23 protein-coding genes are annotated in these 24,554 nt (G+C 60.2%); 11 read left to right on the top strand and 12 right to left on the bottom strand.

All coding sequences use genetic code 11. From position 1 onward, the window contains the following. The first annotated feature begins 33 nt into the window (after positions 1 to 33). Complete coding sequence (locus CFII68_RS18535) at positions 34 to 738, top strand: hypothetical protein (RefSeq protein WP_018604248.1); 705 nt, start codon at positions 34 to 36, stop codon at positions 736 to 738. A gap of 608 nt (positions 739 to 1,346) precedes the next feature. Here the strand turns inward: CFII68_RS18535 and cyoE are convergent. The 7 genes from cyoE to hmpA all read right to left on the bottom strand — a co-directional run bounded on the left by cyoE (position 1,347) and on the right by hmpA (position 8,983). Further along, the gene (gene cyoE, locus CFII68_RS18540; RefSeq protein WP_018604246.1) at positions 1,347 to 2,234 is read right to left on the bottom strand and encodes a heme o synthase; all 888 of its coding nucleotides are present in this window, start codon (positions 2,232 to 2,234) and stop codon (positions 1,347 to 1,349) included. An 11-nt stretch (positions 2,235 to 2,245) separates the two neighbouring features. Beyond that, positions 2,246 to 2,581, bottom strand: a complete 336-nt coding sequence (gene cyoD / locus CFII68_RS18545) for a cytochrome o ubiquinol oxidase subunit IV (protein ID WP_014340102.1) — start codon at positions 2,579 to 2,581, stop codon at positions 2,246 to 2,248. Further along, on the bottom strand, positions 2,582 to 3,208 hold the full coding sequence (locus CFII68_RS18550; protein ID WP_014340103.1) for a cytochrome o ubiquinol oxidase subunit III: 627 nt from the start codon (positions 3,206 to 3,208) through the stop codon (positions 2,582 to 2,584). Positions 3,209 to 3,211: 3 nt separating this feature from the next. Next, positions 3,212 to 5,242: a cytochrome o ubiquinol oxidase subunit I gene (cyoB, locus tag CFII68_RS18555; protein WP_014340104.1), complete on the bottom strand. Its 2,031-nt coding sequence runs from the start codon at positions 5,240 to 5,242 to the stop codon at positions 3,212 to 3,214. A 3-nt stretch (positions 5,243 to 5,245) separates the two neighbouring features. Then, on the bottom strand, positions 5,246 to 6,193 hold the full coding sequence (gene cyoA, locus CFII68_RS18560; RefSeq protein WP_024616398.1) for a ubiquinol oxidase subunit II: 948 nt from the start codon (positions 6,191 to 6,193) through the stop codon (positions 5,246 to 5,248). Between the two features lie 776 nt (positions 6,194 to 6,969). Beyond that, positions 6,970 to 7,479, bottom strand: coding sequence for a disulfide bond formation protein B (locus tag CFII68_RS18565; protein ID WP_033062546.1), 510 nt, complete (start codon positions 7,477 to 7,479; stop codon positions 6,970 to 6,972). A gap of 322 nt (positions 7,480 to 7,801) precedes the next feature. Then, a complete protein-coding gene (hmpA, locus tag CFII68_RS18570) occupies positions 7,802 to 8,983 on the bottom strand; it encodes an NO-inducible flavohemoprotein (protein ID WP_018604238.1) in 1,182 nt (393 codons plus the stop codon). 152 nt (positions 8,984 to 9,135) lie between these two features. Between hmpA and norR the strand changes: the two genes are divergently transcribed. The 5 genes from norR to CFII68_RS18595 all read left to right on the top strand — a co-directional run bounded on the left by norR (position 9,136) and on the right by CFII68_RS18595 (position 14,382). Further along, positions 9,136 to 10,692: a nitric oxide reductase transcriptional regulator NorR gene (gene norR, locus CFII68_RS18575; RefSeq protein ID WP_018604236.1), complete on the top strand. Its 1,557-nt coding sequence runs from the start codon at positions 9,136 to 9,138 to the stop codon at positions 10,690 to 10,692. 330 nt (positions 10,693 to 11,022) lie between these two features. Beyond that, positions 11,023 to 11,925 (top strand): chemotaxis protein CheV, encoded by a 903-nt coding sequence (locus tag CFII68_RS18580; RefSeq protein ID WP_014340109.1) that lies wholly within the window; start codon positions 11,023 to 11,025, stop codon positions 11,923 to 11,925. 101 nt (positions 11,926 to 12,026) lie between these two features. Continuing rightward, positions 12,027 to 12,353, top strand: a complete 327-nt coding sequence (locus CFII68_RS18585; protein WP_018604234.1) for a hypothetical protein — start codon at positions 12,027 to 12,029, stop codon at positions 12,351 to 12,353. Positions 12,354 to 12,432: 79 nt separating this feature from the next. Then, positions 12,433 to 13,182: a YkgJ family cysteine cluster protein gene (locus tag CFII68_RS18590; protein WP_033062545.1), complete on the top strand. Its 750-nt coding sequence runs from the start codon at positions 12,433 to 12,435 to the stop codon at positions 13,180 to 13,182. Positions 13,183 to 13,410: 228 nt separating this feature from the next. Then, a complete protein-coding gene (locus CFII68_RS18595; RefSeq protein ID WP_018604230.1) occupies positions 13,411 to 14,382 on the top strand; it encodes a D-glycerate dehydrogenase in 972 nt (323 codons plus the stop codon). A gap of 135 nt (positions 14,383 to 14,517) precedes the next feature. Here the strand turns inward: CFII68_RS18595 and CFII68_RS18600 are convergent, their stop codons facing one another. Then, positions 14,518 to 15,417, bottom strand: a complete 900-nt coding sequence (locus CFII68_RS18600; protein ID WP_018604228.1) for a DMT family transporter — start codon at positions 15,415 to 15,417, stop codon at positions 14,518 to 14,520. 136 nt (positions 15,418 to 15,553) lie between these two features. Between CFII68_RS18600 and CFII68_RS18605 the strand changes: the two genes are divergently transcribed. Beyond that, entirely contained in the window at positions 15,554 to 16,429 is an 876-nt protein-coding gene (locus CFII68_RS18605; RefSeq protein WP_018604226.1) for a helix-turn-helix domain-containing protein, read from the top strand. Positions 16,430 to 16,568: 139 nt separating this feature from the next. On the opposite strand, the gene CFII68_RS18610 is transcribed toward CFII68_RS18605, so the two are convergent. Further along, positions 16,569 to 16,979: an HPF/RaiA family ribosome-associated protein gene (locus CFII68_RS18610; protein WP_018604223.1), complete on the bottom strand. Its 411-nt coding sequence runs from the start codon at positions 16,977 to 16,979 to the stop codon at positions 16,569 to 16,571. 509 nt (positions 16,980 to 17,488) lie between these two features. Here CFII68_RS18610 and CFII68_RS18615 point away from each other — a divergent pair. After that, the gene (locus CFII68_RS18615) at positions 17,489 to 17,806 is read left to right on the top strand and encodes a DUF3509 domain-containing protein (protein ID WP_018604222.1); all 318 of its coding nucleotides are present in this window, start codon (positions 17,489 to 17,491) and stop codon (positions 17,804 to 17,806) included. Here the strand turns inward: CFII68_RS18615 and CFII68_RS18620 are convergent. Then, positions 17,803 to 18,303 carry a phosphate-starvation-inducible protein PsiE gene (locus CFII68_RS18620; protein WP_018604220.1) on the bottom strand — a complete coding sequence of 167 codons (501 nt, stop codon included), beginning with the start codon at positions 18,301 to 18,303 and terminating at the stop codon, positions 17,803 to 17,805. The two genes, CFII68_RS18615 and CFII68_RS18620, sit on opposite strands and share 4 nt — an antisense overlap. 321 nt (positions 18,304 to 18,624) lie before the next feature. Here CFII68_RS18620 and CFII68_RS18625 point away from each other — a divergent pair, with 321 nt between their 5' ends. Further along, positions 18,625 to 18,885: a YebG family protein gene (locus tag CFII68_RS18625; RefSeq protein ID WP_003205410.1), complete on the top strand. Its 261-nt coding sequence runs from the start codon at positions 18,625 to 18,627 to the stop codon at positions 18,883 to 18,885. Positions 18,886 to 18,950: 65 nt separating this feature from the next. On the opposite strand, the gene CFII68_RS18630 is transcribed toward CFII68_RS18625, so the two are convergent. Continuing rightward, positions 18,951 to 20,342, bottom strand: coding sequence for a PLP-dependent aminotransferase family protein (locus tag CFII68_RS18630; protein ID WP_018604218.1), 1,392 nt, complete (start codon positions 20,340 to 20,342; stop codon positions 18,951 to 18,953). 342 nt (positions 20,343 to 20,684) lie between these two features. On the opposite strand from CFII68_RS18630, the gene CFII68_RS18635 reads away from it, so the two are divergent. Next, positions 20,685 to 21,890 carry a benzoate/H(+) symporter BenE family transporter gene (locus CFII68_RS18635; protein WP_018604217.1) on the top strand — a complete coding sequence of 402 codons (1,206 nt, stop codon included), beginning with the start codon at positions 20,685 to 20,687 and terminating at the stop codon, positions 21,888 to 21,890. 128 nt (positions 21,891 to 22,018) lie between these two features. Further along, positions 22,019 to 23,257, top strand: coding sequence for a serine hydroxymethyltransferase (gene glyA, locus CFII68_RS18640; RefSeq protein ID WP_018604216.1), 1,239 nt, complete (start codon positions 22,019 to 22,021; stop codon positions 23,255 to 23,257). Positions 23,258 to 23,395: 138 nt separating this feature from the next. On the opposite strand, the gene CFII68_RS18645 is transcribed toward glyA, so the two are convergent. Then, positions 23,396 to 24,415: a Glu/Leu/Phe/Val dehydrogenase dimerization domain-containing protein gene (locus tag CFII68_RS18645; RefSeq protein ID WP_018604214.1), complete on the bottom strand. Its 1,020-nt coding sequence runs from the start codon at positions 24,413 to 24,415 to the stop codon at positions 23,396 to 23,398. Between the last annotated feature and the right edge of the window lie 139 nt (positions 24,416 to 24,554).

Below are 24,554 nucleotides of genomic sequence, written 5' to 3'. Positions count from 1 at the left end.
CCTCATCCCGCTAACAGAAGTAGTGAAATTTCAATGTCCGATTCCAACACCGCTGAATCCGTAGTCACCCTGTCGTCCAAAGCGGAATACGAAAACTCCATCAATCTTTCACAGCATCTGCCCCAGGCTAAAACCATCAGCGAAATGGTCCTCGATGCGTTCCAGTCGAACCGCGAAAGCGACCAGATCCGCGAGCTGCGCAACGCCATCCGCCAGGCTCACGATGCCTTCGACGACGACAAGGCCTACGAACTGATGGGCCAGCTCAAACAACTCAAGGACGCCGAAGCCGCCGATTTCGCGGCCCTGGAAGACCTGAGCAGCCGCTTCCCGATCAGCCGCATCCTCTCCAGCTACAAGGACGACCCGTCGTTCCAGGAGCTGGTCTACGGCCTGGCCCTGACAGTGCTGAACCAGACCCACCAGGCCATCAGCAACCCGAGCGGCAGCAAGGGCAAGGCCTCGCGGGCCAAGAAGGAAGCCGAAGTGTTTGTCATCAGCAAGGACGGCATCAGCGTCACCCTGCCCCTGCGCACACCACGCTCCAAGCCGAACGTCGACCGCGAGGCCTTCGAGTTCCTGGGCTTCAACTTCGTAGGCGAAGGCGACGAAGCCGAGCTGGAAAGCGAAACCTTCCTGGACAACGACGGCACCGAACAACCGGCCACCCGCAAAGGCATCGTCACCGCCCTGCAACAGCAGAAAGCCTTCGACGGCTACAGCATCGCCCAGCAATAAGCCCAAATCGAGGCTCCCTTGCGGAGCGAGCCCACTCCCACAGTAGAGCTTTCCGGCATTTGCCAGTCAGGCTCCATCACCGGCACCTGTGGGAGCGAGCTCGCTCGCGATGACGTCGGCACATCCAGCATCCATGCAAGCTGACACACCGCTATCGCGAGCAAGCTTTGCTCCCACAGATCTGATGGGTGTACGACCGGGAGAGCCAGGCCGGCTACTAGGCCGCCTCGCGGTGGACGTTGATCTCGGCGCCCCGTTAACCACGCTGGCCGAACGCAGGCATTGTGGAGTGGGCATCCCGGCATGGATGCCGGGATAGCCGCGCAGGGCCATGGATGGCCCTTCGCGGCGGGCCCACGGAGCAATGCCTTCGTTCGGGCATGCCGAGCCTAGGCGAGGCACCGAGTGGTGGGGCAAAGCGTTTTTGGTTACTTTTGGCTGGTCCGGCTCCCGGCTCTTCCAAAAGTGACCCGCTGTAAGAGCGGAACCATAAGCCGCCGTTACCGCAGCAATGGATATGTACTCGCTCTACACAAGTCCGAAGTAATACCCAAGAAAAAGCCCCGCGTTTCTCTCGAAGGCGGGGCTTTTTTTGCAGCGTCTGAAGCTTAAGGCGCGTAGGTCAGCAGCAGCTCACTCGGCACCTTGAAGTCCAGGGACATCATGACGCTCAGGGCGGTGATGGTGAAGATCGAGAACACAAACAGCTTGCGTGCCCAGACCGTGTCATCCACCGCCTTGTAGCCAGTCCAGGCCATGTACAGCCAGTACATACCCATGGCAGCGGCGACGGCGAGGTAGCTCATGCCGGCGTAGCCGCTGAAGGTCAGCATCAAGGTCGCCACCAGGAAAGCCAGGATGTAGAGCAGGATGTGCTTCTTGGCCACGCGGATACCGCGCTTGACCGGCAACACCGGAATCGAGGCCGCCAGGTAGTCGTTGAAACGGAAGATCGCGATGGCGTAGGAATGCGGCATCTGCCACAGGCTGAACATCACCAGCAGCGTCAGCGCCGCCATGTCGAAGCTGTTGCTCACCGCTACGTAGCCGATCACTGGCGGCATCGCCCCCGACAGACTGCCCACCAGCGTGCCGTGGACCGACTTGCGCTTGAGGTACAGGCTGTAGAAGCCGACGTAGATGACAAAACCGATCACCGCGAACAACGCCGCCAACGGATTGGCCACCCAGTACAACAGCGCCACGCCGGCCACGCCCAGCACCGTGGCGAATGCCAGGGCCAGTTGCACCGGAATCAGGCCTTGGACCAGCGCGCGATTCTTGGTGCGCTCCATCTTGATGTCGATGTCGCGGTCGATGCAGTTGTTGAACACGCAACCGGACGCCACCACCAGGGAAGTGCCGATCATCGCCGCCAGGAAGATGGCCAGATCGACATGCCCTTTCGAGGCCAGGAAAAACCCGCCTGCCACAGAAAGCACGTTACCGAAAATGATCCCCGGCTTGGTGATTTGGATAAAGTGCTTCAGGGACATCCGGACTTTCCTCAGTGCGCCATCATGTTGGTGTGGATGCTGAACATGATCCACAACGACAGGCCGACCAGCAGGACAATCACGATCGCGGCAAAGACAAACGCGACCACGTTGTTACGTTGGGCGGCGGAGCGGTCCAGGTGCAGGAAGTACACCAGGTGCACCAGTACCTGGACCACGGCGAAGATCAGGATGATCCACAGGGTCAGGCTCTTGGGCAGCGACGGGTACATCACCAGGCCGAACGGGATGACGGTCAGGATCACCGACAGGATGAAACCGATGGCGTAGGACTTGACGCTGCCGTGGCCGGCGTCATGGCCATCATGGGAATGTGCGTTAGCCATTTACAGGGTCCCCATCAGATAAACAACGGTGAATACGCAGATCCACACCACGTCCAGGAAGTGCCAGAACAGGCTCAGGCAGCTCAGGCGCGTCTTGTTGGTGGCAGTCAGGCCGTTTTTATGGACCTGGTACATCATGATCGCCATCCAGATCAGGCCGCTGGTCACGTGCAGGCCGTGGGTGCCGACCAGGGTGAAGAACCCGGACAGGAAGCCGCTGCGGCTTGGACCGTAGCCTTCGGCGATCAGGATATGGAACTCGTTGATCTCCATGGCGATAAAGCCGGCGCCCAGCAGGAAGGTCATGGCCAACCAGCCCAGCACCTGGGTTTTCTTGCCCTTGAACAACGCCAGCATGGCGAAGCCGTAGGTGATCGAGCTGAACAGCAGCAGCGCGGTTTCGCCCAGTACGTACGGCAGTTCAAAGATGTCGTGGCCCGACGGGCCACCGGCAACGTTGTTTACCAGCACCGCGTACACCGCGAAGATCGACGCAAACAGAATGCAGTCGGTCATCAGGTAGAGCCAGAAACCGAATACGGTCATCTCGCCCGAGTCGTGGTGATGGTCATCGTGCCCATGGTCATGACCATGGGCGTGTCCAACAGTGGTCACTAAATTCGACATGGTTTAAGCCTGTTCCAACGAGGTTTCAACACGGGTGGCGGTGGCGGGGACTTTCCCGGCCGCTACCAGGCGCTTGTGCTGCTCGGCTTCGATGCGCTCGATGACATCCACCGGCACCATGTAACCCTGATCGTCACGGGCGGCATGGATAGTGAAGTACACGACAGTGCCAACCAGGCTGGCGATGGCCAGCCACCAGATGTGCCAGATCATTGCGAAACCGAACACGGTCAGCAGCGCGCCCATGACCACACCGGTAGCGGTGTTGTTGGGCATGTGGATCGGCTCGTACTTGGCCGGAGCCTGGTACGCAGTGCCGGCTTCCTTGGCTTCGGTGAACGGGTCGATGACGTCTGCTTTGGGCAGCACGGCGAAGTTGTAGAACGGCGGTGGCGAAGAGGTCGACCATTCCAGGGTGTGAGCATTCCACGGGTCGCCGTGTTCGCACATGTTCTCTGGCTTGTTGCGATCGCGCACGCTGACGTACAACTGGATCAGCTGGCAGGCGATACCGACAGCGATCATCACCGCACCGAACATGGCAACGTACAGGTACGGCACCCACTCAGGGTTGGTGGTGGCGTTCAGGCGACGAGTCATGCCCATGAAGCCCAGTGCATAGAGCGGCATGAACGCGACGAAGAAGCCCGAGATCCAGAACCAGAACGCTGCCTTGCCCCAACCTTCGTGCAGCTTGAAGCCGAACGCTTTCGGGAAGTAGAAGGCGAAGCCGGCGATATAGCCAAACACCGCACCGCCGATGATCACGTTGTGGAAGTGCGCGATCACGAACAGGCTGTTGTGCAGGACGAAGTCAGCACCTGGAATGGCCAGCAGTACGCCGGTCATGCCGCCGATGGCGAAGGTCACCATGAAGCCCAGGGTCCACAGCACGTGGCTGGTGAAACGCAGGCGGCCCTGGTAGATGGTGAACAGCCAGTTGAACAGCTTCACACCCGTCGGGATCGAGATCAGCATGGTCGCCAGGCCGAAGAAGGCGTTGACGCTGGCACCCGAGCCCATGGTGAAGAAGTGGTGCAGCCAGACCATGAAGCCCAGCACCGAGATCGCGCCGCTGGCGTAGATCATCGAGTGGTGGCCGAACAGTTTCTTGCCGGAGAAGGTCGAGATGACTTCGGAGAAAATCCCGAACGCCGGCAGGATCAGGATGTACACCTCAGGGTGACCCCAGGCCCAGAACAGGTTCACGTACATCATTGGATTGCCACCAAGTTCATTGGTGAAAATGTGGAAATCCATGTAGCGGTCAAGCGTCAGCAGGGCCAGGGTAGCGGTCAGGATCGGGAACGAAGCGACGATCAGGACGTTGGCCCAGGTGCAGGTCCAGGTGAAGATCGGCATGTCCATCAGCTTCATGCCCGGGGTACGCATTTTCAGCACGGTGGCGAGGAAGTTGACCCCCGTCAGCGTTGTCCCCAATCCAGATAGCTGTAGCGCCCAGATATAGTAGTCCATGCCCACGCCCGGACTGTATTGCAGGCCCGACAGCGGTGGATAGGCAACCCAGCCGGTCTTGGCGAATTCGCCGACGCCCAGGGACAGGTTGATCAGCACCACGCCGGACACCAGCAGCCAGAAGCTCAGGGAGTTCAGGAACGGATAGGCAACGTCACGGGCGCCGATCTGCAGCGGCACAGCAAGGTTCATCAGGCCGGTGAAGAATGGCATCGCCATGAAGATGATCATGATCACACCGTGGGCGGTGAAGATCTGGTCATAGTGTTCAGGTGGCAGGTAGCCAGGCGAACCCTCGGTGGCCATGGCCAGTTGGGTACGCATCATGATGGCGTCGGCAAAACCGCGCAGCAGCATGACCATGGCGACGATGATGTACATCACGCCGATTTTCTTGTGGTCGACCGACGTCAACCACTCGGTCCACAAGTAGGTCCACTTCTTGAAGTAAGTGATCCCCGCGAACAGCGCCAGACCGCCGAGCGCGATGATGGCGAGGGTCACCATGACAATCGGCTCGTGGAACGGGATCGCTTCCCAACTTAATTTACCAAACATCGTTTACTCCTCTGCCCCGGCAGCTGAATGCGAGCTCATGTCCATCCCTTCCATGTTGTGAGCCACTTCCTTCTCGTTCTTCTCGTGGTGCATCGGCTTGCCCGGATTCATCCCTTCATACTTGTCGATGATGGTCTGGAACAGGTTCGGCGTAACCGACGAGTAGAGTTCGACTGGGTTGTTCTGGCTCGGTTTGGAAAGGGCTTCGTATTCAGCTTTTTCAAGCTGTTTAGGTGCCTTCTTCACATCGTTGACCCAGGCGTCGAAATCTTCCTGGGTCGTGGCGATTGCTTTGAACTTCATGCCGGTAAAGCCCGCGCCGCTGTAGTTGGCGGAGATACCGTCGAGTTCGGCGTTCTGGTTGGCGATCAGGTGCAGCTTGGTCTGCATGCCCGCCATCGCGTAGATCTGGCCACCCAGGCCCGGGATGAAGAACGAGTTCATCACGGTGTCGGAAGTGACCTTGAAGTTGATCGGCGTATGAGCCGGGAACACGATCTTGTTGACCGTTGCAATGCCTTGCTCTGGATAGATGAACAACCACTTCCAGTCCATGGAGACCACTTCAATGGTGATCGGCTTGACGTCGGAATCCAGCGGACGATACGGGTCCAGGGCGTGGGTCGACTTGTAGGTGATGTAACCCAGGGCAATGATGATCAGCACCGGAATAGTCCACACCGCCACTTCGATCTTGGTCGAATGCGACCACTTCGGCGTGTAGGTGGCCTGGGTGTTGGTTGCGCGGTACTTCCAGGCGAACAGGAAGGTCATGACGATGACCGGCACAACGACCAGCAACATCAGCAGCGTGGCGGTGATGATCAGGTTTCGCTCATCCAGGCCGACCTGGCCCTTGGGATCGAGCAAGGTCATGTTGCAGCCTCCCAGCAGCAACGTGCCGAGCAGCGGCAACAAGCCTAGTAATCGGGGGTACCTGTTTTTACTCATCTCACGACCTCTAAAGCAGCTTGCGCAATGCAGTTGGGTTTTGATCGCCAACACTTCACCCTGCCAAGGGTTGGCATTTTCTTGGATTGAATAAGGGCTGCCCGTCGAACGTCAGAGGCTGTTCGACACATCCTGGGCCAGCAGTGAGTTCTTATTCGTTGGTCAAAGGCCTAGTTCAAGCCCAATTCCATTTGGTGCGGGTAGTTGGAGGCACCGACACCTTGGGGTCGCATGGGGCGCTGGCGCCCTTCGACCACTCTCGTGCTCAAGCTTGAGCCGGGTCGGAAAATCGGTGCGGGCGATTGTAGTGAGCTGAGGCGCTGTAGACCATGTCTCATCCCGAAATAATTTTTATCCGATCCGGCAACAATCTTTCGCCGATATTGCAACAAGCCAGCATGTTATCGAAATTAATTCTCAACAAGAACCCCAAAAAACGTAGGGCTACTACGCCCGATTTAGACAGCTCGGGGGGATCGCGAGGAGGTTTTTTACCCGGCAAGCGCCCAGTTTTCGGGGCCTCTGGCACCTGACGCTTCGCTGTTAGAAATGCCTGCTGCAGGCAATACGCAGGTTGCAAAACCAGACGGTTTTTTATTACAGGAAGCAGCGCCTAATCGCCCCTGAAAAGGCTGAGCGCCTCAAGATATGTGACAACATGTCGCACATTGTCGCGGTCTATTCTTGCCTCGGATCAAGGACGATCCGGTTCGAGAGTGAAACGTAAAACGCCCCGGTTCTCCAGGAGAGAAACCGGGGCGTTTCATCAAGGCGTTTCAGCGAAGCGGTTTGCGGTTACGTGACACCAACAATGGCACCAGCACCACGGTCAACACGAAGGCCACCAGTGCCCATTGCGCCAGGGACAGTCCCAGGATCGGTGGGTAGGGTGTGGAGCAAAAGCCATCGACCTGGAACCCCAGCGGGAAAATCTTCGCCAGCGGCAGGTCATCGACAATCGGCTGCAACACGTCGATGCCGCAACTGACCGCGGGGAAGAACTGGGTGTACACGTGATGCCCTGCCACACCGGCCCCGGCCAAGGCGCTGAGCACCACCAGGCCTTCGAAGATCGTCAGGCTGCGGCGGGTGCGCATGGCGGCACCGATGAAGGCGAAGATCGCGATCAGCAACAGTGCATAGCGTTGCAGGATACACAGTGGGCACGGTGCCTCACCGAGGGCCACCTGCATGTACAGCGCACCGCCGATCAGCGCCAGGCAGATCAGCCCCAGTAGCACCAGATAGCGCCGCTCACGGCCTAAGCGCATCATTTCCTCACTCATTGCGTTTCCCTTTGTCTGCATGGATCGACGCGCAGCACGGCGACACTCGCGCGCGGTCGGATGCCCGAAGTCTACACGCAGACCATGACAGTGAACGAGCAGCGGGCGTCGACATTGAAAGGGGAATAGAGCGCAAGAAGGTTAAGTGCGGATTAATTCTGGTCAGTTGGACCCAGGATGGACCTGCCGCCGCCATCGCGAGCAGGCTCGCTCCCACAGTTTTTTTTGCGGTGTTCACAGGAATCGTGTCCACAGCAAACCCCTTGTGGGAGCGAGCCTGCTCGCGATGAGGCCAACCCGGGTTCCCAAGTTGGCCGCGACCTTATTCCAGCGCTGCCGCCGGCCCGAAGAACTCGTAACGGCTCTGCTGCTCCGGCACGCCCAAGGCCTTGAGGTGGCGCTTGACGGCGCCCATGAAGCCCTTCGGCCCGAGGAAATAGGCATCCAGGTCACGTTGCTGCGGCAGCCATTGCGCCAGTTGTTCCTGGCTCAACAGCCCCACCTTGTCGGCGGCCGGGCTCAAGCCGTCGTCTTCGTCGTAGCAGTAGAAGCGCTTGAGCTGCGGATGCCGCTTGGCCAGGTCGTCGATGCAGTCGCGGAAGGCATGGGCACGGCCGTTGCGCGCGCAGTGAATGAAATGCACCGGTCGCTCGGTTTGCAGCGCCGCCTGCAACATGGCCAGGGTCGGGGTGATGCCAACGCCGCCACTGATCAGCACCAGCGGTTTGTCGCTGGCAGTCAGGTAGAAATCCCCGGACGGCGGGAACAACTGGATGCGGCTGCCGACGTCGACATGATGATGCAGGTGATTGGACACCCGTCCGCCCGGCTCGCGCTTGACGCTGATACGGTATTGACCATTGTCCGCCAGGGCTGACAGTGAATAGTTGCGGCGTACTTCCTCGCCATCGAGCATGAGCTTCATGCCGATGTACTGGCCCGGCTCGGCCAACAGGATCGGGCCCTTGTCCGCCGGCTCAAAGTAAAACGAAGTGATCTCCGAGCTTTCCTGCACCTTGGCCGTCAGGATGAATTCACGCTCGCCACGCCAGCCGCCCGGGGCCTCGGCCTTTTTGTCGTACATGCCGGCTTCGGCGCCGATCAGGATATCGGCCAACTGATTGTAGGCTGCGCCCCACGCCGCAATCACTTCGGGTGTGGCGATCTCCGCGCCCAGCACTTCGGCGATAGCTCGCAGCAGGCACGAACCGACAATCGGGTAATGTTCCGGCAGGATCTGCAGGGCAACGTGCTTGTTGACGATCTTCGCCACCAGGTCGCCCAATTGATCGAGTTGGTCAATGTGCCGCGCATACATCAACACACCGTTGGCCAAGGCCCGCGGTTGATCGCCACTGGCCTGGTGAGCCTGGTTGAACAGCGGGCGCACCTGCGGGTATTCGGACAGCATCATGCGATAGAAGTGAGTGATCAGCGCCTCACCACCACTTTCAAGCAACGGAACGGTGGAGCGAATGATGGCGCGTTCTTCTCGACTGAGCATAGGGTGACTCCTGGCGTATGACCGATAACAGTTAGGTAAGTCATATCAGTTTCCATGCCATAAATTTTTGTCTTTAAAATCAGCCAGTTAAAAACAATGTAGTCATATCGACACGGCCAGTCTTATAGTCGTTACGACTACATGGAGTCATTATGACCGCAACCGCCCTGCTGACCTCCCTGCTGCCACTGGTGGCCGATCTGTCCCGCGAACTGCCTGAAGGCGAACGTTATCGGCGCCTGCTCGGCACCTTGCGAACCCTGCTGCCGTGCGATGCGGCGGCGTTGTTGCGCCTGGACGGCGACTGCCTGGTGCCGCTCGCCGTGGATGGCCTGAGCACCGATACACTGGGCCGGCGATTCCGGGTCAGCGAACACCCGCGCTTCGAAGCGTTGCTGGCCAACCCGCAACCCACCCGCTTCGCCGCCGACAGCGGCCTGCCCGATCCGTACGACGGACTGGTCGAGGGGCTCGCCGAGCATCTGGAGGTTCATGACTGCATGGGCTGCCCGCTGTTCGTCGACGAACGGCCCTGGGGCCTGCTGACCCTGGATTCGCTGGATCCGGAGCGCTTCGAGCCCATCGACCTGAGTGCCCTGCAAGCCTTCGCCAGCCTCGCCGCCGCCACGGTCAGCGCCGCCGAGCGCATCGAGCGCCTGGCCCTGAAGGCCGAGGACGAGCACCGTCGCGCCGAGGTCTATCGCCAGGCCAGCGGCCAGCAACCTCGCGACATGGTCGGCCAGAGCAAGCCCCACAAGCGCTTGGTGGAAGAGATCGCGCTGGTGGGCGGCAGCGACCTGACGGTATTGATCACCGGCGAAACCGGCGTGGGCAAGGAACTGGTCGCCCAGGCCATCCATGCCGTGTCGAAACGTGCCGAGCAGCCACTCATCAGCCTCAATTGCGCCGCCCTGCCCGATACGCTGGTGGAAAGTGAACTCTTCGGCCATGTACGAGGCGCCTTCACCGGGGCCACGAACGACCGGCACGGCAAGTTCGAACTGGCCGACGGTGGCACTCTGTTCCTCGACGAAGTGGGCGAGTTGTCCCTGACCGTCCAGGCCAAGTTGTTGCGGGTACTGCAAAGCGGTCAACTGCAACGCCTGGGCTCGGACAAGGAACACCGGGTCGATGTGCGCCTGATCGCGGCGACCAATCGCGACCTGGCCGAAGAAGTGCGCAACGGCCGTTACCGGGCCGACTTCTATCACCGCTTGAGTGTGTATCCGCTGCAGGTGCCGGCGCTGCGCGATCGCGGCCGGGACGTGCTGCTGCTCAGCGGTTTTTTCCTGGAACACAATCGCTCGCGCATGGGCCTGGGCAGCCTGCGCCTGACCAGCGACGCCCAGGCCGCGCTGCTGGCCTACGACTGGCCGGGCAATGTGCGCGAACTGGAACACCTGATCGGCCGCAGCGCCTTGAAGGCCTTGGGCCGGTGCGCGACGCGCCCGAAAATTCTCAGCCTCAGCGCCCAGGACCTGGATTTGCCCCAGGCGCCTGTAGACAGCCCCACACCTTCGTCCATCAACCCGGTACCGACCGCGCAGGGCATAACAGGGGACTTGCGCGAAGCGGTGGACGAATTCCAGCGCACGCTGATCGCCACTTGCCTGGAGCGTCACCAGCACAACTGGGCCAGCGCCGCCCGGGAGCTGGGGCTGGACCGGGCGAACCTGGGGCGGATGGCCCGGCGGTTGGGGCTTAAATAATCCCGTCTGTTGCTGCCGACCGCTGTTGTGGCGAGGGGATTTATCCCCGCTGGGTTGCGAAGCAGCCCTGAAACCTCTCGCCTCGGAGTACCCGGCTAAATGCGTTCAATCTTTCTGGGGGGGGGGGGGCTACGCAACCCAGCGGGGATAAATCCCCTCGCCACAGATAAATCCCCTCGCCGCAAGGTGTGTACTCACAACTCATTGACTTGAAATTGACTGTCGACGGCTTTCGTCCTAAAGCCTGTCCCCAACAAGTCGATAACCCAATATCACAAGCTGTTCTGGCGATCGCTATGCTCGCCCCACCTTTTTCCACAGAAGGTTTTTATGTCTTCCAACAAAGCCCGCGCAGATTCACTTTCGCTTTTGCTGTTTACCTTGCGCAGCGGCAAGCTGATGGCAATCAACCTGCTCAAGGTCAGCGAAATCATTCCCTGCCCCCCCTTGACCAAGCTGCCGGAGTCGCATCCGCACGTCAAAGGCATCGCCACCCTGCGCGGGACATCGTTGTCGGTGATCGACCTGAGCCGCGCCATTGGCGAGCGGCCCCTGGAAGACCCGGATGGCGGCTGCCTGATCGTCACTGACGTCAGCCGCTCCAAACAGGGCTTGCATGTGCAAGCGGTGAGCAAGATCGTGCATTGCCTGACCACCGACATCAAACCGCCGCCCTACGGCTCCGGCGGTGTGCGTTCGTACATCACCGGCGTGACCTCGGTGGACGGCACGCTGGTGCAGGTACTGGACATCGAAAAGGTCATCCACGGCATCGCACCGGCACAGATCGAAACCGCGCCGACCGAACTGAGCATGGAAGACGCCGAGGTGCTGGGCAACGCACGGATCCTGGTGGTCGATGACAGCCAGGTCGCGCTGCAGCAATCGGTGCACACCCTGCGCAACCTCGGCCTGCAATGCCACACCGCCCGCAGTGCCAAGGAAGCCATCGAGTGTCTGCTGGACCTGCAAGGCACGGCCGAACAGATCAACCTGATCGTCTCGGACATCGAGATGTCGGAGATGGACGGGTACGCCCTCACCCGGACCCTGCGCGAAACACCGGACTTCGCCCACCTCTACGTGTTGCTGCACACCTCGCTGGACAGCGCCATGAACAGCGAAAAAGCCCGGCTGGCCGGCGCCAACGGTGTGCTCACCAAGTTTTCCTCACCGGAACTGACCAAGTGCCTGATCACGGCGGCCAAGGCCGTTGCCGAACAAGGTCACTGAGTCATATCGGTTGCTCGCTTCTGCGTTCCAGCGCGGGAGCGATCACCGTCCGACAACCTCAGGCATACTCTTGTCCTGGCTTCCCGGAACAAGGCGCCCTGATGAAAAACCGTCTATTGATTCTCCTTGGCCTCACTGTCCTGGCCTCCCAGGCTCATGCCTCCAGCCCGGACGCCTGGGCCACCCACGACAAAGCCGTGCTGGCCAGTTGCATCAAGGCCAGCGGTTTGAAGAGTGCTGAGCCGGTGGGTAGCGCCGCTCAATTCGACGACCGGGTCGGCTACACCGCGCTGTTGCTGCAAGGTCAATATCCGCAGAAGCACATGAAAGGGGCGATCGGCACCGAGTTGTGCCTCTACCGCAAACAAACCAAAACCGCCTACGTGACCGAGTGGGACTCGATCCGCCCTGCCGCTACCGACCGGTGAGTGGCGCATAACTTGCTTCGCACGGTCCATCACGGCGTTTTTCTGTCGCCGTCCCCAGCTTCCTGCGACCGGGCGCTCAATGAACACAACGTTTTCCTGTGTAGGGTGCGGCAAATGCTGCACCGATCACCACGTCCCCCTGACTCTCGACGAGGCCCGGATGTGGGCTGGCGACGGCGGCCAGGTGATTGTCCTGGTGGAAGCCTTCCTGCCCAACGGCCTCGGCCTGCCGGCAGGGCAACGCGAGCATGCCGAGCGCCGCTCGGCGGTGGTTCACAGCGGCAGCACCGAGGCCCTGGTGGCGATCACCTTTGCCGCCTACAACGTCGGCCGTTGTCGTAATCTTGACGAAGAAAACCTGTGCCGCATCTACGAGCGCCGACCCTTGGTGTGCCGCATCTATCCGATGGAAATCAACCCGCACATCCCCCTCAATATCGCCATCAAGGAATGCCCGCCAGAGTCGTGGGAAACCGGGCCACAACTGATACTCGGCGGTGAACTGGTCGACCAGGAACTGGTCCGGTTGATCGAGCGTTCACGCCAGGCCGACCGTGAAGAAATCGCCATCAAGGACCGCATCTGCGCCGCCCTGGGCATCCGCATTACCGCGCTCAAGGGCGACGGCTTCACCGCGTACCTGCCGGACATGAGCGCATTCGTGGCCGCCCTCGATCAGGCGCGCCTGCAACCTGCGCAACAACACATCAGTGAGTGGCAGTTCCATCTGTCTGGCGATGATGTGGCCCACCAGGTATCGGCCAGCGGCGCGCGGGTGGTCACTGAGGCGCCGGTCAATTACGCCTTTATTTCACTGCGGGCGGCGTAAGAATTTTTAGTGGTTACAAAATCTGAGCCCACCACAAATCAAATGTGGGAGCGGGCTTGCTCGCGAAAGCGGTCTGGCATTCAAAATCAATGCAAGCTGACCCGACGCCTTCGCGAGCAAGCTCGCTCCCACAGGGGTTGGCTACATTCCCAATCAAACTCCCCCTCGCCTAACCCTCGCCAGGAATGTTAGCGTGCTTGGTATCTTCTCCCCGACGAGCCTTGCACGATGAAAAAAACCGTACTTGCCTTCAGCCGTATCACGCCCCAGATGGTCGAGCGCCTGCAACAGGACTTCGACGTGATCGTGCCGAGCCCGTCCAAGGGCGATATCAACGCACAGTTCAACGAAGCCCTGCCCCACGCCCACGGGCTGATCGGAGTCGGTCGCAAGCTCGGGCGCGAGCAACTGCAAGGCGCCGCGAACCTGCAAGTGGTATCCAGCATATCGGTGGGCTACGACAACTATGACCTGGCCTACTTCAATGAGCGCGGGATCCTGCTCACCAACACCCCCGACGTGCTCACCGAAAGCACCGCCGACCTGGCCTTCGCCCTGCTGATGAGCAGCGCCCGGCGCGTGGCCGAACTGGACGCCTGGACCAAGGCTGGGCAATGGCAGGCGACAGTCGGCCCGCAACTGTTTGGCAGCGATGTACATGGCAAGACCCTGGGTATCGTCGGCATGGGCAACATCGGTGCGGCCATTGCCCGACGTGGCCGGCTGGGGTTCAACATGCCGATCCTCTACAGCGGCAACAGCCGCAAGACCGAACTGGAAAGCCAATTGGGCGCACAATTTCGCGAACTGGACCAGTTGCTGGCCGAAGCGGACTTCGTCTGCCTCGTCGTGCCATTGAGCGAGAAGACCCGCCATCTGATCGGCCAGCGCGAATTGGGCCTGATGAAACCGAGCGCCATCCTGGTCAACATTTCCCGGGGCCCGGTGGTGGATGAACCAGCGCTGATCGAAGCCCTGCAGAACAATCGCATCCGCGGCGCCGGGCTGGATGTCTACGAGAAAGAACCCCTGGCCGAATCGCCGCTGTTCCAGTTGAAAAACGCCGTCACCCTGCCCCACATCGGCTCGGCCACCCACGAAACCCGCGCCGCCATGGCCGATCTGGCTGTGGATAATCTGCGCAGTGCATTGCTGGGCGAGCGACCGAAGAACCTGGTCAACCCGCAAGTCTGGAAATAGAACACACCATGGCGAGGGAGCTTGCTCCCGCTGGGCTGCACCTGTAGGAGCTGCCGAGCGAAGCGAGGCTGCGATCTTGTTCCAGACAATTAAGTCGTGAGCGAAAGATCAAGAGATCGCAGGCTTCGCCAGCTCCTACGCGCCCAGCGCGACTTTCGCGGCCACTGGCCGAGGCTTGCGAAACACCAGCACGTTCCCCAGCATCACCAGCACCAACCCCACCAATGCCGGCGCCGTCCACTGGTAGCCCTCGACAAACGCCGAGACGTTCAACGCCACCACCGGAAACAGGACCGTGCAATACGCCGCCCGCTCCGGCCCCATGCGCCCCACCAGCGTCAGGTAGGCGGTAAAGCCAATCACCGACCCCGGGATCACCAGGTACAACAGCGAGCCGATGTAGCGCGTGTTCCATTCCATGTCGAACGGGATGCCTTTGAACGCACACCACACCGCCAACATCGCCGCGCCATAGGCCATACCCCAGGCATTGGTGGTCAACGGCCTGAGGCCGGCTTTCTGTTGCTGGCTCGAGAGCATGTTGCCCGCCGAGAAACACAAGGTGCCCAGCAACGCCAGCGCCAAGCCAAGCAAGGTTTGCGGGCTTGCGCTATGGCCGGCCAGTTCCGGCCAGAACAGCAGCGCCAGCCCCGAAAGCCCCAGGGCGCCACCCAACAGCACGTTGCGCGCAATCCGCTGACCGAAGAACACGCGGGCATTGAGGGCGTTCCAGAGCGTGGCGGTGGAAAACACCACCGCGACCAACCCACTGGGAATCCATTGGCTGGCGGTCAGGAAGCACATGAAGTTGATGCAGAACAGGCACAGGCCCTGGGCAACGCAAATCAAATGGCCGCGCCGGTTCATCGCCTGCAAGCGCCGGCTGAGCAGGAGCATCGCGAACAGGATCAACGCCGCGAGGCCAAACCGATAAACGATCGAAACCGGGATGGCGACCACGCCCAGTTGCAGTTTCAGGGCAATCCAGGTGGTGCCCCAGATGAGCACGGTGAGCAGGTACAACGAGAGGTTCATGACGGCGACTCCTGGCAATGGCCCCCAGTGTCACGCCGCCATTGACCCGGCGCTTGCATAAACTTGCGGTTTTTTCGGCAGGCTGGCTGGTGTGGATCGGCCGACGGAGTAGGATGCAAGCGTTGGAGAACCGATCATGCCCACACTGCAAACCCTGCAAGTCTTTCAAGCCCTCAACAGCTCGCCCAATGCTCGCCTGGAGCACAGCGCCGAGCTCGGGGACGGCTTGGCGGCCGCTTTGTGGAGCAATCACCACGACGCCCAGGACTACGAGGCGCCGACCCACCATACGCTGTCATGCTACATCGCTGGCGGCACCGGTACGTTTCGCCGCGAGCGGCCCGACACCACGGGCGCGCCGGGCAAACTCTGCGTACTGCCCGCCGGACATCAATCGGCCTGGGTCATCAACGGCGACATTCGCCTTGCCCACCTGTATTTCAGCGCTGAACAATTCGCCCTGGGGTGCGTCACGCTGCTGGACCGCGAACCGCGGCAGGTGCAACTGCACGAGGAGACGTTCCTCGACGACCCGCGACAGGCACAGCGTTTTCGCCAGTTGATCGCGCTGAACTGGGACGAACCCGGTGAACGCCTGCTGACCACCAGCCTGGCCCATGACTTGCTCAATCACCTGCTGCTCAGCCAGGTGGGCCAGCGTCAGGGACTTCGCCTCAAAGGCGGCCTGGCCGCTCATCAGCGGCGGTTGCTGGTGGATTACGTCGACAGCCACTTGGCCGATGCCATCAGCCTCGGCCAATTGGCGGCGTTGTGTGCGTTGTCCGAATACCACTTCGCGCGAATGTTCCGCGAAAGCTTCGGGCTGCCTCCTCATCAATATGTGCTGGCTAGACGCTTGACCTGCGCGCGGCATTTGTTGCGCAGCACTTCACAACCGTTGGGCGAGGTGGCATTGGCCTGCGGATTTGCCAGCGCCAGTCATTTCACCAACCGTTTCCGCCAGGCCCTGGGCGCGACGCCTGGGGAGTATCGGCAGGCGTTTTTGCGTTAGCCCCGGCTATCGCCATCGCGAGCAAGCTCGCTCCCACAGGAGAATGTGATCAATGCAGAAGCGCAAACCAAACCAATAAAACAAAACGGGCCTGCGATTGCAGGCCCGTTTTTCAGTCGCAAGTGAAATGAACGAGGGTTTAGCCGTGAAGCGCGGCCCGTTCGTTTTCCAGGAACTCCTCTTCCAGCATCGCATCGGCCAAGGCTACGGATTCGCTCGATTTCTCAACGGCGGCGCGCTTGCCGCGCAGTTTGCCGAACAAATGCTCCAGGGCACTTTCAAGTTTGGTCGCCGCGCCTTCGATCGCCAGTTCCAGCGAGTCGGCCTTGTGCGTCACGGAAATCGGCTGATGGCCCTTCGGCCGTGCTTCAAGCTGGCAACGCAGATCATGGGGACCGGGCTTGTCGCCGTTCTCGTCCCGCAAATGAACCTCAACCCGTGTCAGGTCCTCTTCATAACGTTCGAGCGTGCTTTCGATGGTAGTACGTACCCACTCCTCCAGTCGGATGCTGCTTTGAATATGGTTATCGCTGTTGACTTGGATTTGCATAGTTCATCCCTTATTTCAGCTAGCTCGCCGGGGGCCGTCGACGTTGATGCAACGGCCCCTTGAATACAGAGTCGGGCTGGCGGAAGAACAATTCAACCCCTAGAAAAAGATAAATATTCATACGCAAATAAAGCCAGACAACGGGCAAAAGCGCTGTTAATGTCGGGAGTTACCCCTGCCCTGCCTACCCACCGCAAATCATCCCCCCGCCTGCACCGTCAACGAACATCCGCGCGTTATTGCCCCGAAACGGGCAGCGGCCATAGCCGCATTCCAGAGCGTCCGGCGCTTAGGCTCCGGGATCATTGTCCGACAGTTTTTCCGGCATGCCACTTGCTAACTCCCTGTAGGAGCTGCCGCAGGCTGCGATCTTTTGATCCTGAGGCCTGCCTGGCCCCCAGGAATCTTGCGATGAACACGATCATGGAATGGCCGATGGTCTGGTGTTGCGAACTAATCCCGATCACGGCCGGTCAACAACTGCACGTTCAATCAGGCGGTGACGCATCATGGACAACCCTTTTCAGATCATTACCGACGCTTTTGCGCCGCATTATCAAATCAACCTGAGTATCCAGGGCCTGGATGGCAGCATCATGCTGACCCTGTCCAAGAGCGGGCGCGTCGTCGCCAAACGCATGATCAGCGCCCAGCAGCGCAACGACCCGGAACGGCTCAAGCGCCTGGTGCAAAGTATTCAGTTCGGGATCGCCATCGAGCAGGGCCACAGCGCCGTGGCCATCCTCGAAGCCATGACTGGCGGTGACAACATCAAGCTGCCACCACCGCACGCCCAGGGGCCGGCGCCCTCTGCCGTCGGGATTTAGATTTCTCCTTTCTCCACTTCGGCATGCTCGCTGGTACCCGCACCGACCTTGCGGTGCGGGTGCTCGATCTTCACCGAAGGGAACTGCGACGAAGCGTAGCGCACCACCAGGATCGAAAACGCCAGCAGCAGGATGCCACCGCACAGGTAAATGATCCCCAGGTCGGGCGGGCTGTGGTGGGAGACGTTGGAAATCAGCAGCCGCGTCAGCGCCGTGATCGCCACGTAGATCAGAAACCGCACCGGCATGTGGTTGGTCTTGAAGTAGATCCCGACCATGGCCCCCAATTCCAGGTAGATAAACAGCAGCAGGATGTCGTCGATCTTGATGTGCCCAGTCTCGAGCATCTGCAAGAACTCCATCACCGCCGCCCACGCGGTCACCGCACCGATGGCGAACAGCGCCAGGTAGTGGAAGGTCTCGACGAACAGGTTTCCCAGGGACTCGGCCAGTTGATGGACGTTCTGGCGCAGGTTCTCGGCCCAGTTGATTTTCACGATGTAGTTTCCTTAGGTCGGTTCGACCGGATGATGCGGGTTGGACGTGACGGTTGTTCTGCATGCAGAAAAAAGGCCAGCGCCTGGGGGTGAGATGGCGATAGGCTGGTATGCGGCACTTTTGGGGGCTTCATGCGGCCGGATCGCGAGCAAGCTTTGCTCCCACACAAGCTTTGCTCACATTAGCTTTGCCCTCACATGCCGAAATCGGTCTACATTAAAAAGCCACTATCCAAAGCAAGAGGATTCGCTTATCCTTTTGCCTGTATATAAATACAGTAGTCACAAAGACAACCAATGTGAAGGCATGTGAGGTGGTGAATGGCCGTCGAAGTGGTATACCGCAGCAGCCGAGATCTGGAGCGCTTGTTCATGGATAAAGCCGAAGCTGACCGTCATGACAAAATGCTGGAACTCGCCGAATTGCTGGCAGAGGTGTTGCAAAAAGCCGTTCCATCGCTGAGCGAGCAACAGGTCGAGGAAGCCGGGATCTACATGGCGAAGAATCGTGATGTGTTCGCCAAGGCATTCAAGAGCCAACCGGACGCCTTGTCCGAACTGCTCAATCCGTCGGACGAATGACCAAAAAGATCGCAGTTTTCGGCAGCGCCTACACCGCGTAGGAGCTGCCGAAGGCTGCGATCTTTTTAGTAATAACGGCGCGGATCCGAATCGATCAAGCTGGCCAGCTTGGTCAGGGCAAAGCGCAGTTCGTCCTGGCTGGTGGGGGACATCAACACCAGCCGCACGCACCGAGTGGTGCCTGAGCGCTCAGCCTGGAACTGGGTGCCGCTGAGCAGCAGTACGCCGTTGGCCCGGGCGAGCATGGTGAACTCGTCGCTGGTCCATGGCTCCGGCAGCGTCAACCAGACGTGATAGGAATATGGCTGGGTCTTGAGCTCGAAATTGGCAAAGATTTCCCGGGCAATGGCTTGCCGCCCCGCCGCCTCGTTGCGCTGGATGCGGATCAGTTTCTTGTCCAGGCCTTCGGTAATCACATTGCTGGCCAACTGCGCGGTCAACGGCGACGGCATCCAGACACTGCTGCGCACCATCGAGGTCAGGCGCGACAGCAATTTAGGCGGGCTGTAGATGTAACCGACGCGAAGCGCCGGCATGACCGATTTCGACAGGCTGGTCAGGTACACCGAACGGTCCGGCGCAAAGGCCGACAGTGGCTTGATCGACGGATCGGTGGCGAGGAAGCCATAGATATCATCGTCCAGGATGATGAAGTCGAATTCCTCGGCAAGCGCGGCGATCTGGGCCCGACGTTTCTGCGACATGATCGCCGCCGTCGGGTTCTGGCAGGTCGCCACGCAAACCAGCATCGCCGGTTTCTCGCGCAGGCACAGTTCGCGCAAGGCTTCGGGAATGATGCCTTCGTCATCCATCGGCACGCCACGCAGGCGGCGCTCCAGGCCATGGGCCAGGGAAATGATGCCGGGGTAGCAAAGCGCTTCGCAGAGCACCAGGTCACCCGCATTGGTCAGGGCGCTCATCGCGACCATCAAGCCATGCTGGGCCCCTGCGGTGATCACCACTTGCTGCCATTGCGCGTCGGGCAATGAATGACGCAACCATTGCGCCCCCGCCTCGCGATGCGCCGGGTGCCCGCCATCCGGCGCGTAATCCAGTGCACGCGCGAAATCGGTGCTTTTTGCCATGCCCACCAGCGCGCCGCGCAACCAGTACTCCAGGGTTTCGCTGTAGGGCTTGATGATCGAAAGATCGAGCAGTTCGGATTGCCCCAGGTTCAGCGGCGCGGAGGCGCTGTTGCTGGCCGGCAGTTCCAGCTGCTTCTGGTTGAGCACGTAGGTGCCGCGCCCTACTTCCCCCTGCACCAACCGACGCCGATGAGCCTCGCTATAGGCCCGGCTGATGGTCCCCGGCGTGACATTCAAGGTGGTGGCCAGCTCACGCAAGGTCGGCAGGCGATCGCCCTCGTTCAGCACGCCGTTGTTGATATCGCGCGCCAATGCATCGGCAATCGACAAATACATCGGCTGGCTGAACTCGCTTAGCTGGGGAACCCACATGAATGATCACTGCCCATCGTAGAAATGATGAATATCCGAGCATATCACATGGAGGTTAGGCAACTAATAATTCGACACAATCAACCCATTGAATCGATTGATACGATTATTGAATCGTTTCTCGATGCGACATTGAGAATTTTTTACAGTAAATAATATTAATTAAAATCAAATAGTTAACTATTAAAAGACGCGAAAACAACCCGTCATAGCAGAAAAATATCTCCTAACAATCCCGCCCCCTATTGAATCAACTCAATTCATTCAAATACACTAATTTCGAATCAAAGCAATCGACTCAATCATTCACTGCGCGCTCCTGTCGCGCCAAGTCGAGACATCATGGACACATTCAGAAAGGATCTATCCCTGTCGGCGATCATCGCGGGCTTCATCGCCGTGATCATTTCCTACGCCGGCCCGCTCATCATCGTGTTCCAGGCAGCCAAGGAAGCGCACCTGCCCAACGACGTGGTGTCTTCATGGATCTGGGCCATTTCCATTGGCAGCGGGATTACCGGCCTGCTCCTGAGCTGGCGCCTGCGTGTTCCGGTCATCACCGCGTGGTCGACACCGGGGGCAGCGTTACTGGTGTCGATGCTGCCCACCGTGACCCTGCCCCAGGCCATCGGTGCCTATGTGGTGGCGTCGGTGATCATCGCGCTGGTCGGCCTGTCCGGTGCGTTCGACAAATTGATGAGCCGCCTGCCCAAGGCCATTGCCGCCGCCATGCTCGCCGGGATCCTGTTCCGCTTCGGCGCCGAGCTGTTCACCTCGATCAAGCTGCAGCCGGCGCTGGTGTTGGCGATGATCGCGGCGTACCTGATCTTCAAGCGCTTTTCGCCACGCTACGCGATCCTGTCGGTGCTGATCGTCGGTTGCGCGGTGGCCGCCTCGTTCGGTGAACTCAACAGCACCTCGATCACCATCGCCGTGGCCCAGCCGGTCTTCATCGCCCCTGAATGGAGCTGGCACGCAATCATCAATATCGGCCTGCCCCTGGCGCTGGTGACCTTGACCGGCCAGTACGTGCCAGGCATGGCCGTGTTGCGCACCTCGGGCTACAACACGCCAGCACGCTCGATCATTTCGGTCACCGCGATTGGCTCGATCCTGATGGCCCCGTTCGGTTCCCACGGTTTTAACCTGGCGGCCATTACCGCAGCGATCTGCACCGGCCGCGAAGCCCACGAAGACCGCGATAAACGCTACATGGCCGGGATCGCCTGCGGGGTGTTCTACATTCTGATGGGCACCTTTGGCGCCACCCTGGCCTCGGTGTTCTCCGCACTGCCGAAAGAATTGATCGCCTCCCTCGCCGGCCTCGCCTTGTTTGGCGCGATCAGTGCCGGACTGACCGGCGCCATGGCTGACGAGAAACAACGCGAAGCCGCGCTGATCACCTTCCTCGTAACAGCTTCGGGCATGAGCTTCCTCGGCCTGGCCGCTGCATTCTGGGGCTTGATCTTCGGCCTCGTGGCGCACTTCGTGCTGACCTACACCCGCGAACGCAAAGCCGCCGTTATCGCCGAGGGCAGCCGACCATGACCGCTCGATGCAACCAATCGAACGCTTGCCATCCACCAGCCTGACCGACTCGACTGAAGCCAGCCATGGGTGTTGCCGCACTACGTGACTGCGCCACTGGCCGAAGCACTTACCCAAGGAATCAAACCATGAGCCTGCACAATTTCGACCCCGCCATTGCCCGCCTGATCGACCGCGAGCGCAACCGCCAGGAAACCCACCTGGAGCTGATCGCTTCGGAAAACTATGTCAGCGAGCAAGTGCTCCAGGCCCAAGGCTCCGTGCTCACCAACAAGTACGCCGAAGGTTATCCAGGCAAGCGTTACTACGGCGGCTGCAAGGTCGTCGATGAAATCGAGAACCTGGCCATCGAACGCGCCCGCAAGTTGTTCAACTGCGAATACGTCAACGTGCAGCCGCACTCCGGTTCCCAGGCCAACCAGGCGGTTTTCCTGGCGGTACTTGAACCCGGCGACACCATCCTGGGCATGTCCCTGGCCCATGGCGGCCACCTGACCCACGGCGCCTCGGTGAATTTTTCCGGCAAGATCTACCGGGCATTTTCCTATGGCCTGGACACGGAAACCGAAACCCTCGACTACGAACAAATGGAAGCCCTGGCCAGGGAACACCGGCCGAAGATGATCATCGCCGGGGCCTCGGCCTATTCGCGGACCATCGACTTCCAGCGCTTTCGCAAAATCTGCGATGAAATCGGCGCCTACCTGATGGTGGACATGGCGCACTACGCCGGGTTGATCGCTGCCGGCGTGTACCCGTCGCCGGTGGGGATTGCCGACTTCATCACCTCTACCACCCACAAGACCTTGCGCGGCCCGCGCGGCGGTCTGATCCTGGCCAAGGCGCAATATGGCGCCCTGCTCGACAAGACGATTTTCCCGGTGTACCAGGGCGGCCCGCTGATGCACGTCATCGCCGCCAAGGCCGTGGCGTTCAACGAAGCCTTGGGCGACGGGTTCAAGCATTACCAGCAGCGGGTGATCGACAACGCCCGGGTCATGGCCGACGTCCTGACCCGACGCGGCTTGCGGGTGGTGTCCGGCGGTACCGACTGCCACATGTTCCTGCTCGATCTGCGCTCGATGAACATCACCGGCAAAGACGCCGAGGCGCTGCTGGAAAGTGCCCACATCACCCTGAACAAAAACGCGATCCCCAACGATCCGCAGAAACCGGCCATCACCAGCGGCATTCGCATCGGCACGCCGGCACTGACCACGCGCGGCTTTGGCGAAGCGGAATGTGCCGAAGTGGCGAACTTGATCGCCGACCTGCTGGAACAGCCGGACAACGCGGCGCGTCTGGAAAACACCCGACGCCGAGTGATGCATTTGTGCGAGTGCTTTCCGGTGTATCTGCTGAGGTAATTGCATCTGTGGGAGCAAAGCTTGCTCGCGATGAACGATGACTCGGTTAGCCTGAACAGTCGCGGCGCCTGCATCGCGGGCAAGCCTTGCTCCCACAGATAGGCTGCTTCACTGCTACCCATTACTTCCTTTTGATTTTCAGCGGTACAACAAACGCTCCGCCAGCTCATCGGCCACCCGCGCCGGTGAGCGCTTCTCCGCCTGGGCGTGGGCAAAGACTTCCGTGAGCCGGGCACCGATCTTCGACAAATGCGCAGTGATCGTCGACAGTTCTTCGCCGCGATGCTTCAGCGCGACGTAGATCAGCCCGCCGGAGTTGATCACGTAATCCGGCGCATAGAGAATTCCACGTCTTTCCAACTGGTCGGCCACTTGCAGGTTGCTCAACTGATTATGGGCCGAGCCGGCAACGGCCGAGCAGCGCAGTTGCGCCACACTTTGGCTGTTGAGCACCCCACCCAGTCCGCAGGGGGCAAGGATGTCGCAGGGCGTGCTGAGCAACGCGTCGTTGGCGATCGGGTGGGCGCCCAGTTGCTCCATCGCCAATTGCACCTTGCCGGGGTCGATGTCACTGACCAGCAGTTCGGCACCCGCCGCGTGCAGCTGTTCGGCCAGGGCATAACCGACATTGCCCAGGCCCTGGATCGCTACCCGCAGGCTTTCGAGGTTATCGCTGCCCAGACGGGCCATGGCGGTGGCACGGATGCCGGCAAAGACTCCCATCGCCGCATGGGGCGCGGGGTCTCCCGAGGCCGTGGTACTGGTGACATGACGAGTCTGCTGGGCGATGCAATCCATGTCGGCCACCGACGTGCCGCTGTCGATGGCCGTGATGTAGCGACCGTCCAATTGCTCGATACAACGGCCGAAAGCTTCGAACAACGCGGCCCGACTCTCGACATGGGCCGGGCGCATGATCACCGCCACCCCGCCGCCCACGGGCAAGCCGGCCAGCGCCGCCTTGTAGCTCATGCCTTGGGCCAGTCGCACGGCATCGACCACGGCACTTTCGTCGTCGGGGTAGGCAAGGTAACGACAGCCCCCCAGGGCGGGCCCCGGACGGCTGCAATGAATGGCAATCACCGCCTTCAACCCGGTTGCCGGGTCTACGCTTAGGTGCAGCGATTCAAGGCGGGAGCTTTGCATGAGAGCAAACATCGAAAGGCTCCCGAATCACTTTTGTTTGTTTCGCCAGTATAGGCGTGCGGTCGAAATTTGCTGGAGCACGCCGGAATAAGTACCCAGGGTGATCAGTCTTTTTCGGCATAACCTGTTACAGCCTCTTTCCGAGACTGGA

Origin of the sequence: Pseudomonas sp. CFII68 (assembly GCF_000416195.1) — a bacterium.
GTDB lineage: Bacteria > Pseudomonadota > Gammaproteobacteria > Pseudomonadales > Pseudomonadaceae > Aquipseudomonas > Aquipseudomonas kilonensis.
Note: the sequence above shows the minus strand (reverse complement) of the source record. Positions and strands in the feature narration are given on the sequence as shown.